This is a genomic window from Amycolatopsis circi (assembly GCF_003385235.1).
Classification (GTDB): Bacteria; Actinomycetota; Actinomycetes; order Mycobacteriales; family Pseudonocardiaceae; genus Amycolatopsis; species Amycolatopsis circi.
The window spans coordinates 132648-145965 of record NZ_PQIA01000010.1; the positions used below are offsets into that span (position 1 = coordinate 132648).

At 71.3% G+C, this 13318-nt stretch carries 10 protein-coding genes and 1 rRNA gene; 1 reads left to right on the top strand and 10 read right to left on the bottom strand.

Annotated features, from left to right (window positions below):
- Positions 1-87: 87 nt before the first annotated feature.
- Entirely contained in the window at positions 88-1980 is a 1893-nt protein-coding gene (locus D0D37_RS05290; protein WP_116199379.1) for a glycosyl hydrolase family 18 protein, read from the top strand.
- Between the two features lie 207 nt (positions 1981-2187).
- On the opposite strand, the gene D0D37_RS05295 is transcribed toward D0D37_RS05290, so the two are convergent.
- From D0D37_RS05295 to rrf, 10 genes are all read right to left on the bottom strand, one after another.
- Positions 2188-3135 carry a copper transporter gene (locus D0D37_RS05295; RefSeq protein WP_116199380.1) on the bottom strand — a complete coding sequence of 316 codons (948 nt, stop codon included), beginning with the start codon at positions 3133-3135 and terminating at the stop codon, positions 2188-2190.
- Positions 3132-4316, bottom strand: coding sequence for a putative cytokinetic ring protein SteA (gene steA, locus D0D37_RS05300; RefSeq protein ID WP_116199381.1), 1185 nt, complete (start codon positions 4314-4316; stop codon positions 3132-3134). The genes D0D37_RS05295 and steA overlap by 4 nt, the downstream gene beginning before the upstream one ends.
- A 102-nt stretch (positions 4317-4418) precedes the next feature.
- Positions 4419-5567 carry a DUF1266 domain-containing protein gene (locus tag D0D37_RS05305; RefSeq protein WP_116199382.1) on the bottom strand — a complete coding sequence of 383 codons (1149 nt, stop codon included), beginning with the start codon at positions 5565-5567 and terminating at the stop codon, positions 4419-4421.
- Between the two features lie 9 nt (positions 5568-5576).
- Positions 5577-7361 (bottom strand): DNA repair protein RecN, encoded by a 1785-nt coding sequence (recN, locus tag D0D37_RS05310; RefSeq protein ID WP_162834085.1) that lies wholly within the window; start codon positions 7359-7361, stop codon positions 5577-5579.
- Between the two features lie 97 nt (positions 7362-7458).
- The gene (locus D0D37_RS05315) at positions 7459-8388 is read right to left on the bottom strand and encodes an NAD kinase (protein ID WP_116199383.1); all 930 of its coding nucleotides are present in this window, start codon (positions 8386-8388) and stop codon (positions 7459-7461) included.
- Positions 8385-9212 (bottom strand): TlyA family RNA methyltransferase, encoded by an 828-nt coding sequence (locus D0D37_RS05320; protein ID WP_116199384.1) that lies wholly within the window; start codon positions 9210-9212, stop codon positions 8385-8387. Before D0D37_RS05320 ends, D0D37_RS05315 begins: the two co-directional genes overlap by 4 nt.
- A gap of 5 nt (positions 9213-9217) precedes the next feature.
- Positions 9218-9424, bottom strand: coding sequence for a hypothetical protein (locus D0D37_RS05325; RefSeq protein WP_009079580.1), 207 nt, complete (start codon positions 9422-9424; stop codon positions 9218-9220).
- Between the two features lie 16 nt (positions 9425-9440).
- The gene (locus tag D0D37_RS05330; protein ID WP_116199385.1) at positions 9441-10418 is read right to left on the bottom strand and encodes an HAD-IIA family hydrolase; all 978 of its coding nucleotides are present in this window, start codon (positions 10416-10418) and stop codon (positions 9441-9443) included.
- A complete protein-coding gene (locus D0D37_RS47775) occupies positions 10411-12987 on the bottom strand; it encodes a hypothetical protein (RefSeq protein ID WP_244223391.1) in 2577 nt (858 codons plus the stop codon). Before D0D37_RS47775 ends, D0D37_RS05330 begins: the two co-directional genes overlap by 8 nt.
- 207 nt (positions 12988-13194) lie before the next feature.
- A 5S ribosomal RNA gene (rrf, locus tag D0D37_RS05340) occupies positions 13195-13311 on the bottom strand.
- Between the last annotated feature and the right edge of the window lie 7 nt (positions 13312-13318).

Here is a 13318-nt window from a genome sequence, read left to right on the forward strand (position 1 = left end):
GCTCCTGCAGTGATCACCCGTCGTCCGACGCTTGCCGCGCATTCCCGTGCGGCGGGCGGACTTCGCTTGTGCGAGGGAGAAAAGCTTATGCCCCACCGGACCTTGAGACCGCTGGCCGTGGCCTGCGCCGCCTTGGCCGCCGTGGTCGTGGCCGGTCTCGCCATCCTGGCCCGGCCCGCCCCGGCCACCGCGACGCCCGCGCCCTCCTCGGGAGGGATGCGCGTCGCCTACTTCGACCAATGGAGCATCTACCAGAACGCCTACTACCTCAAGAACGTCGACAAGGTCGCCGACAACATCGACTACCTGCTCTACGACTTCGAGAACATCGACCCGAACAACCTCACCTGCTTCGAGACGACCAAGGCGACCACCCCCGACCCGGGCGGCGAGGACGACCCGAACGCGGGCGACGGAGCGGGCGACCAGTTCGCCGACTACCAGAAGTCGTTCGGCTCGGACATCAGCGTCGACGGCTCCGCCGACACCTACAACATGCCGATCGTCGGCAATTTCCACCAGTTGCAGGAACTCAAGGCACGGCACCCGAACCTGAAGGTGCTGCTGTCGCTCGGCGGCTGGACGTATTCGAAGTACTTCTCCGACGCCGCCGCCACGGACGCCTCGCGCAAGAAGTTCGTGAGCTCCTGCATCGACATGTTCATCAAGGGCAACATCCCGAACGCGGGCGGCTTCGGCGGCCCCGGCACCGCCGCGAACATCTTCGACGGGTTCGACATCGACTGGGAGTACCCGGCGCACCCCGGCGGCCACACGGGCAACCACTACAGCCCGAACGACACCCAGAACTTCACCTCGCTGCTCGCCGAGTTCCGCAGCCAGATGGACGCGCTGGGCAAGCACTACGCGCTCTCGGCCGCCCTGCCCGGCGGCCAGGACAAGATCGCGAAGATCCAGACCGACAAGATCCACCAGTACATGGACTTCGCGGACCCGATGACCTACGACATGCACGGCGCGTGGGACAAGACCGGTCCGACGAACTTCCAGGACCCGCTCTACCCCTCGCCGAACGACCCGTCCACGCCCATCCCGCCGGGCACCGAGAAATACACCATCGACCAGGTGATGAAGGCGTACACGCAAGGCGATCCGGCGTACGGCATCCCCGGCGGGTTCCCGGCGTCGAAGCTGACCTTGGGCATTCCCTTCTATTATCGCGGCTGGACAGGCGTGCCCGCGGGCTCGAACCACGGGCTGTACCAGACAGCCACCGGTCCGTCCGCTCCGCATCCGTTGAGCGGCAACGTGCCCGGGGTCGCGATGTACAAGGAACTCTCCGGAGTCGTCGACAACCCAGCGGACACATTCTGGGATCCGACAACGCAATCCGCGTGGTTCTACGACGGGACGAGCTTCTACGGCGGTTCGTCGAAACAGTCGATCAAGGCGCGCACCGATTACATCCATTGCAACGGCCTCGGCGGCGCGATGATGTTCTCGCTCTACGACCTCGACCCCGATTCGACGCTGTTCCACGCCGTCGTGGACGGGCTCGCCGCGCCGACGGAGGGCTGTTCCGGCCCGCCGCCGACCACTCCGACGACGCCTACCACGCCGACCATCCCCACGACCCCGACCACGCCGACGATCCCGACCACTCCCACTACGCCGACCACTCCGACGACTCCGCCGGGCGGCCAGTGCACGGCGGCGGCCTGGGATTCCGGCAAGGTGTACAACGGCGGCGCGGTCGTGTCGTACAACAACCACACCTGGACGGCGAAGTGGTGGACGCAGGGCGAACAGCCCGGCAGCGCCGACGTCTGGACGGACAACGGAGCCTGCTCCGGCGGCGGCGGTCCCACGACCGCGTGCCCGGCGGCGTGGAACACCTCCCAGTCCTACAACGCGGGCGCGGTGGTGTCCTTCAACGGCCACCGCTGGTCCGCCAAGTGGTGGACGCGGGGCGAACAGCCCGGCAGCGCCGCGGCCTGGGCCGACAACGGCACCTGCTGACCCCCGCAGCAGGCGCATGAATATCGGCGGCGGCACCGGAATTCCCTACCCCGAAGGGAACCCGGCGCCGCCGCCGACTTCTTGTCCGCATTGCCGAGATCCACCCGATCGCGGCGGGCGCAATAAAGTCAGCGGCGGTGCCGGATTCCCCCACCCTCGAAGGGAATCCGGCACCGCCGCCGACTCTTGTGCGGGAGGCGGAAAGTCTCAGTTCCCCGAAGCAGCCACACCCGGCGCGATCGCCTGCGCATTGCCCGCGGTCCCGTAACGACCCGAACCACCGTTGAGCTGTTCCTGCAACGCCAGCACCGTCGCCACCCGACCAGCCGCCGAATCCGCATTGTCCACAGTAGACAAAATCGACGTCGCCGAAGTGTCCGCGCGCACGACACCGATCGGCCCGGCGCCCTCCGCCGAACCCGGGTCACCGGCAAGGACAGTGCCCGCACCGGAACGGTCCATCTGCGCCGCGAAGCGCGCGATCGTCGCCGCCCGGTCCCCCGCGCCGTCGCCGGTCTCCTGGGCGCCGGTCAGCACGATCGCGAGCTGCGCGGGCTGCACGCCCTGGCTCGGCTTCACGAAACCGCCGTCGGTCAATCCACCGAGCGCGGCGGCGAGTTCGTCGCCGCTCGACTGCGGCTTCGCGCTCGCCTTGTCCAGCAGCAGCGTCGAACCGAGCAGCGCGCCGGCGAGCGTGCCGGAGTCGCCCGCGGTCGGGAACTTCGCCCCGGCCGGCTGCAGCCGCGTGACGACGTCGCGCAGCTGGTCGGCCTTCGCCGGGTCGGTGAACGCGTTGGTGAGCTGCAGTTCGCCGGTCACCGAGGCGCCGGACTGGCCGACGAGCTTCTTGAGCGCGTCGCGGTCGGCCGGGCGCGCGTCCTGCGTGGTGACGATGACGACGCTGCGCTTGTCGAGCGCGCCCGCGACGACCTTCGGGCCCATGGTTCCGGCGAAGGCATCCGCGTCGGCCAGCCGCGCTTTGAGCGCGTTCCGCTGTGCCTCCAGGTCGGACACCTGCGTGCCGAGGTCTTTCTTCTGGTCCGCGAGCCCGGACAGCAGCGAACCGTTGAGCGCGGTCGAGCCCAGCACCACGCCGACGGCCAGCGCCAGGAAGCACGCGGTGATGGAAACGATGTGGTACCGCAGGGAAATCACGTGAAGAGACCCTTCACCCAGGCGACGAACGTGGACCAGGTGTGCTGGATCCACTCGAGATAGACCGAGCCGACGTCGGAGACCAGCAGCGCGGCCACGACGACGACGATGGCGGCGAGGACGAGCAGCGCGACGGCGCCGAGCGACACCCGGCTGCGGTGCAGCGTCGCGACGGCCTTGCCGTCGACCAGCTTGGTGCCGAGTTTGAGCCGCGTGAGGAACGTGGACGGGTTCGACCCGGACCGGCCGTGGTCGAGGAATTCCCGCAGCGTGGCCTGGAACCCGACGGTGACGACGAGGCTCGCGCCGTGCGCGTCGGCCAGCAGCAGGGCGAGGTCCTCGGCGTTGCCGGACGCGGGGAAGGTGACCGCGCCGATGCCGAGGTCCTGGATCCGCTCGACGCCCGGCGCGTGCCCGTCCGGCTGCGCGGGGACGACGACCTCGCCGCCGCTGCGCAGCGTCGCGGTGCCGATCCCGGTCGGGTCGCCGACCATGACGTCCGGCTGGTAGCCCTGCGCGCGCAGGGTGTCCGCGCCGGCGTCGACGCCCACCAGCACCGGCCGGTGCTCGCCGATGTACTTCTTGAGCTTCTTGAGGTCCTCGGCGTGCCCGGTCCCCGCGGCGACGACCAGCACGTGCCGGTCGCGCACCGGGACCTTCAGGTCCGGGACGCCGACGCCGTCGAGGATCAGCGTGCGCTCGCGGCGAAGGAACTCGATCGTGTTGGCGGAGAAGGCTTCCAGCTGGGTCGACATCCCGGCCTTGGCCTCGATCATCTGGTCGGCGACGCTTTCGGGGGTCTGCTCGTCCCCGGTCGCCAGCTGCCGCTCCCCCAGGTACACCGCGCCCTCGTGCACGCGCAGCTTCGTGCCGTCCTTGACGGTGCGCAGCAGCTCGCCGCCGACCGAGTCGATCAGCGGGATCCCCGCCGCCACCAGGATTTCCGGGCCGAGGTTGGGGAACCGGCCGGAAATCGACGGCGAGGCGTTGACCACCGCGGCGACCTCGGCGGCGACCAGCGCGTCGGCGGTGGCCCGGTCGAGGTCGAGCTGGTCGAGCACGACGACGTCGCCGGCGCTGACCCGGCGCAGCAGCTCCCGCGTGCGCCGGTCGACCCGCGCGACACCGATGACGCCGGGAAGGGCTTCGTGGTTCCGCGCGAGAAGACCGGTGAGCTTCATGTGGCTGATGGTGACAAATTTGTGCGTGGCTACAGAGCCGACGCGCCGAAGCGGACATGACTCGTTGTGGTGAGCCATGTCGCGCGGGGCGCGGAGCCGGGGTTAACTGTGCGGTCCGCCCGCTCCGAAATCGAGGTTGGACCAGGGGCTCGCGGGATCGTTCAGCAGTCGGTGGCGGACCCGGGCGGCGCAGGCGTATTCCGGCCCGAATTCCTCGCCGTCGAGCGCGAGCAGCCTGCCCAGCACGTAGCCGGTGGACAATTCCGCCCACGATTCGTGGTAGCGGCGGGCGATCGCCCCGGCCTCCAGCACCATCAATTCCGCGGTAAGCGCGTCGCAATAGCCGACTGCCAAACCCCAGCGGGCCAGTTCGACCGCGCGGCCGACGTCCCAGCCGATGATGCTGTCCACCACGCCGTCCGGAGCGAGCAGGCCGTCGGCGCGGAACCGCTGTTCGTACCGCACGATCCGGCGCACCGCGTCGACGAGCGGCTCGGCTTGGTCCTCCGCGTCGTTGTCGGCGCACCACTGCCGGACCAGCTCGACCCAGCCGTACACGTCCAGCGCCAGCCCGCTGCGGGCGCGCAGCACGAGCACGAGATTTCCGGTGGTGAGCTGGTAGGAATCGCCGAGCAGCCGGTCCATCGCGGCCCGCCAGCTCGCCGCGTCCGCGACGCCCCACCAGTCGCGCAGGCCGCGGACTTCGGCGACGTAATCGTGGTAGCGCGCGTCAAGGACATTCCACGGCTCGGCCGACAGCACCGCCTGATGCGCGCCGCACGCCAGCGCGTGCGCGACCGGACCGTCGAGAAGTCCGTACCGTGCCGTGTAAAGCCGCTCGACCTGCTGCTCCACCGCGGTGACCCGATGCGGATTCGCGTCGACCCAAGGCAGCACGGCGTTCGCGCCCACCCGCCATTCGGCGAGCGTGCCGCGATTGAACACGACCTGTTCCTCCGGGCCGAGACCGTGCGTCGCCCAGTCGAGATCGCCGCTGAGAAAGACCACGTCCGTACCGAAATCCGGCAGCGCGCCGCGGGTGAACACCTGCAGCGAGGATTCGCCGCCGTGCGCACAGCAGACTTTCGCGGGCGACCAGGTCCGCTCCCGCGCGAGCTGCTGCGCCTCGTCCCGGTGGATCGGCACGAACAGCTCCTCGTCGCCGAGGAGTTCGAGGAAGCGGTCGAGATCGTCCTCCCGCCGCGCGCGGGCGAGTTCGGCTTCGACGTCGGCCAGCGTGGCCCAGGTCATGGAATCCGGTCAGCCCTTCTTCGCGCGCTTGCGCTTCGCGCCGGTGTTCTTCGCTTTGTCTTTTTCCGCGGTGGCAAGCAACTCCTCGGCGTGCGCGCGACCGGTCTCGGTGCCGTCCATGCCCGCGAGCATCCGCGCCAGCTCGCGCACCCGGTCGCCCTGGTCGAGCGTCTTCACGCCGCTGCGCGTGACGCCGCCGCTGGTTCCCTTGTCCACCACCAAATGCTGATCGGCGAACGCGGCGACCTGCGGCAGGTGCGTGACCACCAGAACCTGGTGCGTGCGCGCGAGCCGCGCCAGCCGCCGTCCGATCTCCACTGCGGCCCGGCCGCCGACCCCGGCGTCCACCTCGTCGAACACCAGCGTCTGCACGGTGTCCGCGTGCGCCAGCACGACCTCGATCGCCAGCATCACGCGCGACAGCTCACCGCCCGAGGCGGCCTTGTGCACCGGCAGCGGCGGCGCGCCGTTGTGCGCCCGCAGCAGCAGTTCCACTTCGTCGACGCCGTCCGGGCCCGCGTGCACCGCGTGCCCGTCGATCGCGAGCGCCTGCCGGTCGCCGTGTTCGGCCGGACGCTGTTCGACGGTGATCTCCAGCTCCGCCTGGCCCATCGCGAGCCCGGACAGTTCCTTGGTGATCGCCGTGGCGAGTTCAGCGGCCGCCTTGCCGCGCGCGGCGGAGACCTCGGTGGCGTGCGCGACCAGCTGCACGGCCAGCTCGTCCCGGCGCAACGCCAACGCGCCCAGCGCCTCTTCGGAGGTGTCCATCGATTCGAGCCGTCGCCGCGCGTCATCCGCCCACGCCAGCACTCCGTCGACGTCCGCGGCGTACTTGCGGGTGAGCCGTTTGAGATCGGCCTGGCGCGCGAGCACCTTCTCCAGCAGCGCCGGGTCGGCGTCCAGGTTCTCGACGTAGCCGCCCAGCTCCGCGCCGACGTCGTTCAGCAGCGTGGAGGCTTCCTCCAGCCGCGGCGCGAGGTCGCGCAGCGCGGAGTCCTCCGCCGAGGCGAGCCGCCGCACCGCTTCGCCGATCAGGCCGAGCGCGCCCGGGGCGTCCGGATCGCCGTCCTGCGAGCCGGACACCGCCGCGTGCGACTCGGTGGCCGTCGCGCGGAGTTCGTCGACCGCGGCGAGCCGCTTGATCTGCTCGGTCAGCTCGACGTCCTCGCCCGGTTCGGGCGCGACCGCGTCGATCTCGTTCAGCCCGTGCTTCAGCAGGTCCGCCTGCTGCGCCATCTCGCGGGAGCGGTTGGAGCGCTCGCTCAGCTCGGTGAGCACGGCCAGCCATTCCTCGCGGACCTGGCGGTACCGCGCGAGCGGCCCGCCCACGTCCTCGCCGGCGAACCGGTCGATGACCGCGCGCTGCTCGGCCGGGCGCAGCAGCCGCAGCTGGTCGTTCTGCCCGTGCACGGCGATCACCTGCTCGGACAGCTCGGACAGCACCCCGACCGGCACCGACCGGCCGCCCAGGTGCGCCCGCGAGCGTCCGTCGGCCGCGACCGTGCGCAGGGCGATGACGCTGCCGTCCTCGGCGACGTCGGCCCCCGCGTCGGTGACGATGCGAGCGGCCGCGTCGTCCTTGCCCACGGTGAACCGGCCCTCGACGAATGCCTTCAGCATCCCGTTCCGGACCTTCGACGCCTCGGCCCGTCCGCCCGAAAGCAGATGCAGCCCGGTGACGACCATGGTTTTTCCCGCACCCGTCTCACCGGTGACCACGGTGAAGCCCGCGTGCAGTTCCAGCAGGGCTTCCTCGATGACTCCGAGGCCCTGGATGCGCATCTCGGCCAGCACGACGCATACGGTAGCGGCCCGCACCGACGTTCTGTGCGTCCGAGGTCCGCTAACTCTTCTTTTCGCTGGTCGAACACTTGTGCGGGCGCGTCGCGGATCAGCCGCCCGGACGCTCCCCGCCGCGCCGGTCGCGCCAGCTGCGCACCGGCAGGCCGAACTTGTACACCAGCCGGTCGGTGAACACGCCGTCCCACAGCCGCACCAGCCGCACCGGCCGCGTGCCGCACACGACGCGCACCAGCGCGCCCGGCGGCAGGTCGAACGACCGCAGCCCGTCGCAGGTCAGCACCGCTTTCGGGCCGGTCGGGTCGATGCCGACGGCGATCACCGACTCGGGCGAGACGACCAGCGGCCGGGAGAACATCGCGTGCGCGTTGCTCGGCACCACGAGCAGCGCCTCGACGTCCGGCCACAGCACCGGCCCGCCCGCGGAGAAGGCGTACGCGGTGGAGCCGGTCGGCGTCGCGCACAGCACGCCGTCGCAGCCGAAGGACGACACCGGGCGGCCGTCGACCTCGATCAGCGCGTCGAGCACCCGCTCGCGGTTGAACTTCTCGACGCTGGCCTCGTTGAGCGCCCAGGTCCGGTAGATCTCCGCGCCGTCGGCGGTGACCGTGACGTCGACCGTCATCCGGTCCTCGACGTGGTACTCGCGGTCGACCACGCGCTGCACGGCGTCGGCGAGCGCGTCCGAATCGGCCTCGGCGAGGAAGCCGACGCGGCCGAGGTTCACGCCGAGCACCGGCACCTCCGCCGGGCGGGCGAGTTCCGCCGCGCGCAGCAGGGTTCCGTCGCCGCCGAGCACGAACACGAGTTCGGCCCCTTCGGCCGGATTGTGCTCGGGCGCGACCACGGTGCACGGCTTGGCCATGCAGCCGTCCGGGTCGATCAGCTGGAGAACGTCCTCGTCGAGCACGCGAAGCCGGATCCCGGCCTTCGCGAATCGCTGGGACACCTCGCGGGCGGCCTCCCGGGTGGTGTCCCGGTCGGGGTGCACCACGAGGAGCACTTCACGTTCGGCGGTCACTGGGGTCCTTCCTGGACTGCGGCGCGAACGAGCCGCTCGGCATCCTCGATGTCGTCGACGCCGGCGTCTTCCGACCCCGCTTTCCGGAGCCACACAAAGTATTCGACGTTCCCGGACGGCCCCGGCAACGGGCTCGCGACAACCCCGCGCAGCGACAGCCCGAGCTTGGCGGCTTCGGCGAGCACGCCCAGCACGGATTCGGCGCGCAGTTCGGGATCGCGGACCACGCCGCCGCTGCCGAGCCGGTCCTTGCCGACCTCGAACTGCGGTTTGACCATCGGCAGCAGATCCGCGCCGTCGCGGGCGCATTCGGCGAGCGCGGGCAGCACGAGCTTGAGCGAGATGAAGGAAAGGTCGCCGACGACGAGATCGACCTGGCCGCCGAGGACGTCCGGCGTCAGGTTGCGGACGTTCGTGCGGTCGAGGACCACGACGCGATCGTCGGTCTGCAGCTTCCAATCGAGCAGGCCGCGCCCGACGTCCGCGGCGATGACCTTCTCCGCGCCGCCCCTCAGCAGCACATCGGTGAACCCGCCAGTGGATGCGCCCGCGTCGAGACAGCGGCGGCCTTCGACGGTCAGCCCGTCGGGACCGAAACGGTCAAGCGCGCCAAGGAGTTTGTGCGCGCCGCGCGACGCCCAGCCCGGATCGTCCTCGTCCTTCACGACGATCGGCGCGTCGTTTTCCACGCCGGTGGCGGGTTTCGTGGCGACCATGCCGCGCACGGTGACCTTGCCGCCGGCGATGAGCGCGGAGGCTTGTTCGCGGGAGCGGGCGAGTCCGCGCCGCACGAGTTCCGCGTCGAGCCTGGCCCGTTTGGCCACGCCGGTCAGACCTTGTCGATGCTGGACAGGGCCACGGTCAGCTCGGTGTGCACGGCCTCGAACCGGTCCACGTGCTCGGCGGGCGGCAGCGTGTCGAGGTCGTCGAGCCCGGCGACGGCCTCGTCGATGCCCGCCCGCGGGTCAGTCTGCTGCGGGCCGGGTCCGGGGATCGGCGGGGGTCCGGGAACCGGCCGCGGAACGTTCGGGTGCACAGGCCCAAACTACCAGTCAGGCCAGCCCGAGCCCGGCTACTGCCGCCGCGGCCGCGTCGCCTTCCGCGCGCACCTGCACGACCCCGGTCCGCCACGCCGAATCGCACAGCGCGCGCAACAGGTCGAGCTTGTCCCCCTCGCCGCGAACGGTCAGCACGTCGCCTTCATTGATTTCCCAGCCGGTCCGCTTTCCAACGCGCAATTCGTCCACCGGCTGCGCGAGCGCGGTGAGATCGGCGCCGAGATGCGTCGGCCTTTCCGCCGGAATCGCGGTGAGCAGCGTCGCCGGAGTCGCGATGCCGGTGAGGACGCACAGCGAGTCGAGGCTCGCCGCGACCGCACCCGCGATGTCGGTGTCGAGCCGATCCCCGACCACCAGCGGACGCTTCGCCTTCGCCGACCGCGCAGCCGTCTCGAACAACAACGGCTGCGGCTTCCCTGCGACCACCGGCTCCGCGCCGGTCGCGATCTTTAGCGCCCCGACCATCGAGCCGTTGCCCGGCATCAGCCCGCGCTCGGTCGGCAGCGTCGTGTCGGTGTTCGTCGCGACCCACAGGCCGCCCGCCCGGATCACGATGCTCGCCTCCGCGAGGTCCGCCCATCCGGTTTCCGGCGAATGTCCTTGCACCACCGCGGAAACGTCGTCGCCCGCGGTCCGCACCGGCTCCAGTCCCGCGTCGGCGATCTGGTCGCCGAGCGCGGCCGTGCCGACGATGAGCACCTTCGCCCCGGCGGGCAGCCGGTCCCGCAGGAGCGCGGCTGCCGCCTGAGCGCTCGTGTGCACCTCTTCGGTGTCCGCGGAGATGCCGAGGTCCCGGAGGTGCTCGGCGACGGCGGACGGGGCCTTTGACGCGTTGTTGGTCACGAACCGGACCGCCGTGCCTTGCTCGCGCACGGCGGTCACGGTTTCCGCGGCCCCGTCGATCACCTGCGGCCCGTGGTACACGGTGCCGTCGAGATCGAACAGCAGCGCGTCGTAGGCCACGTCAGTCATCCGACCCGGTCGGCTCGTCTGACGCGGTCGGCTCGGCCGGCTCGTTGGACGCCTTCGCCTCGTTCGACTCGTTCGCGAGGTCCGCGGCGCGCTCGGCGGCGTCGGTCTCGTCCTCGGCGTCGGCCTCAGCGGCGTTCAGGAACCACTGCACGGCCTCTTCCTTGCGTCCGGCAGCCTCGAGGTTGTCGGCGTAGGCGTAGAACAGGCGCGCGCTCCACGGGTCGCGCTTGGCCGCCTGGAGGTCCGGCCCCTGCAGCGAGACGACCGCCGCGTCCAGCTGCCCGAGGTCGCGCCGCGCACCCGCCGCGACGATCGCCAGCTCGACCTGGGTCCCCTTGGTGAGCCGTTCCTTGTCGGTCTCCTTGGCGAGGTCCAGAGCGCGCTCCGGACGGCCCAGCGCGCGCTCGGCGTCCGCGATGATCGCGATGTGCTCGTCGCTGCGCGTCATCCGCCGGACGGCGCGCAGTTCGGACAGCGCTTCCTGCCAGTTGCCCGCGTGGTAGGCGACCAGCCCGAGCCCTTCGCGCACGATCGGCACGCGCGACGCCTTGGTCTTCGCGTACCGGGCGTGCTCGAGTGCGGCCTCCGGGTCTTCGTCGACCAGCCCGCCGGCGGCGACCAGGTGCTTCCCGACGGTCTCCGCGAGCCCCTTCGGCAGGGTCCGCAGCTCGCGGCGGACCTCTTCGTCGAGGTCGGAGAACTCGATGTCCTCGGGCAGGTCCGGTGCTTCGAGCAGCTCGCGGGCGAGAGCGGCGTCCTGTTCCTCGACGGTCACCGGCCGCTTGGTGCGGGGACGGTCGTCCCTGCGGTCGCGACGGTCGCCTCGATCGCCACGGCTGTCGCGGTCTCCACGGTTGTCGCGGCTGGGACGGTTGTCGCGGTTGTCGCGGTTGTCGCGGTTGTCGCGGTTGTCGCGCTCCCGCCGGTCCGACCGCTCGCCCCGGTCGTCGCGGTTGTCCCGCGAGTCGTCCGCGTCGCGCCGTTCCTGGCCCTCAGCGGCCTCGACGCTTTCGACCCGGTCCGTCGCGCCCGATACGACCTCAGCGCCGCCCGAGCCCGCAGTCACCTCGTCGACGACCGCGGATTCCTCGGCCGATGGGGTCTTCTCGACCTCGTCACGCCGCTCCCGGTAACCGTCGTCCTGACGGTCCTTCCGGAAACCGCTGTCGCGCTGGTCCTTGCGGAACCCGCCGGAGTCGCCGTCCCGGTCACGCCGGAATCCGCCCGAACGCTCGTCCCGACGATCCCCGCCCGGCCGCTTGGCACCGGACCGGTCGTCACGACCGAACCCGCCGGACCGGTCGTCCCGACGGTCGCCCCGGTAGCCGCCCTCGTCGCGTCGCTCGGTGCGGAAGCCGCCCGAACGATCGTCTCGCTTGTTGTCGCGGAACCCGCCCGGACGGTCGTCCCGACGGTCCCCGCGGGGACCGCCTTCGTCGCGCCGGTACCCGCCCGGCCGGTCGTCCCGCTTGTTGTCGCGGAACCCGCCGGAGCGGTCGTCCCGGCGATCCCCGCGGTAGCCGCCGCGCGAATCGCGATCGCCCGGCTTGCCGCCGCGGTTGTCGCGGTCGCCGTAGCTGCCGCGGTTGTCCCGGTTGTCCCGGCGGTCGTCGCGATCGTTGCGGAACCCGCGGTCGTCGCGCCGGTCTCCCCGGTTTCCGCCGGAGCGGTCGTCCCGGAATCCACCGGAACTCCGGTTCCCGCCACGGAATCCGCTGTCGCGCGAACCGCGGTCGTCCCGGTCCCGGTAGCCGCCGGGCTTGCCGCCGCGGTCGTCGCGGTAGCCGCCGCGCGAACCGCGATCGCCCGGCTTGCCGCCCCGGTTGTCGCGGTCGCCGTAACCGCCACGCCGGTCGTTGTCGCGGAATCCGCCGGATCCGCGCCGATCGTCGCGGAAACCGCCGCCCTGGGAGTCCTTGCCGCGGTACCCGCCCGACTCGCGCCGGTCGTCGCCGCCCGAGTGACCGCCACGCCGGTCGCCGCCGCCGCGCCGGTCGTCGTTCCAGCGCCCGCCGGAGCGCTCGCCGTAAGAGGACTTGCCCTGCGGACGCCCGCTGCGGTCGCCGTAGGACTTCCCTTCCGGACGTCCCGAACGGTCGCCGTAAGACTTGCCGGGCCCGCCCGAGCGCTCGCCGTACGAGGGCCGCCCCTCGGAACGGTTGCCGTAGGACGAGCGTCCCTCCGGACGCCCGGAGCGGTCGCCGTAGGAGGGCTTGCCGCCGGGTCCGCCGGAGCGGTCGCCGTAGGACTTGCCCTGCGGACGGTCGAACTCGCGCTTGCCGCGGGGGCGGAAGTCGCGGTCGTCGTCGCGTTTGCCGGCGTATCCGCGCTGTTCGCGGGGGCCGTCGTCGCGGCCGGGGCGGCCGGCGAAGCCGCCGGAACCGCGCGCGCCGTGATCGTCTCGACGGGGCCGGCCCTGGTGGGCGTTGTCCCGTCCGCCGCGGTCCTGCCGCGCGCCGCGCCGGTCTCCCCGGGGCGCGTCGGACCTGCCGCCGCGGGAGTCCTGGTCGCGGCGAGCCGACCGACCGGACCCCTCATCCGCTGAGTCTCGTCGACCGAACTCGGACACCTGGCCTCCTGCCATAGACAACTCTGGAATTCTGAGGACGGCCCTCCGTACGAGGGCCGATTGACTATCCTACGGGCCCGTTCGGAGCAACCTCGCGCGGGCGGACCTGTGGCCGGCCCGCGCGCTGCCCGAGCGGACGCGAACATGAGTCTGGGCCCCGGGAGAACCGTGAGGGTTCTCGACCGGGGCCCAGACTTCTCAAAGTAAGTTCGGCGGTGTCCTACTCTCCCACAACCCTTCGGTTGCAGTACCATCGGCGCAGTCAGGCTTAGCTTCCGGGTTCGGAATGGGACCGGGCGTTTCCCTGACGCTAAAACCACCGAAACACTCC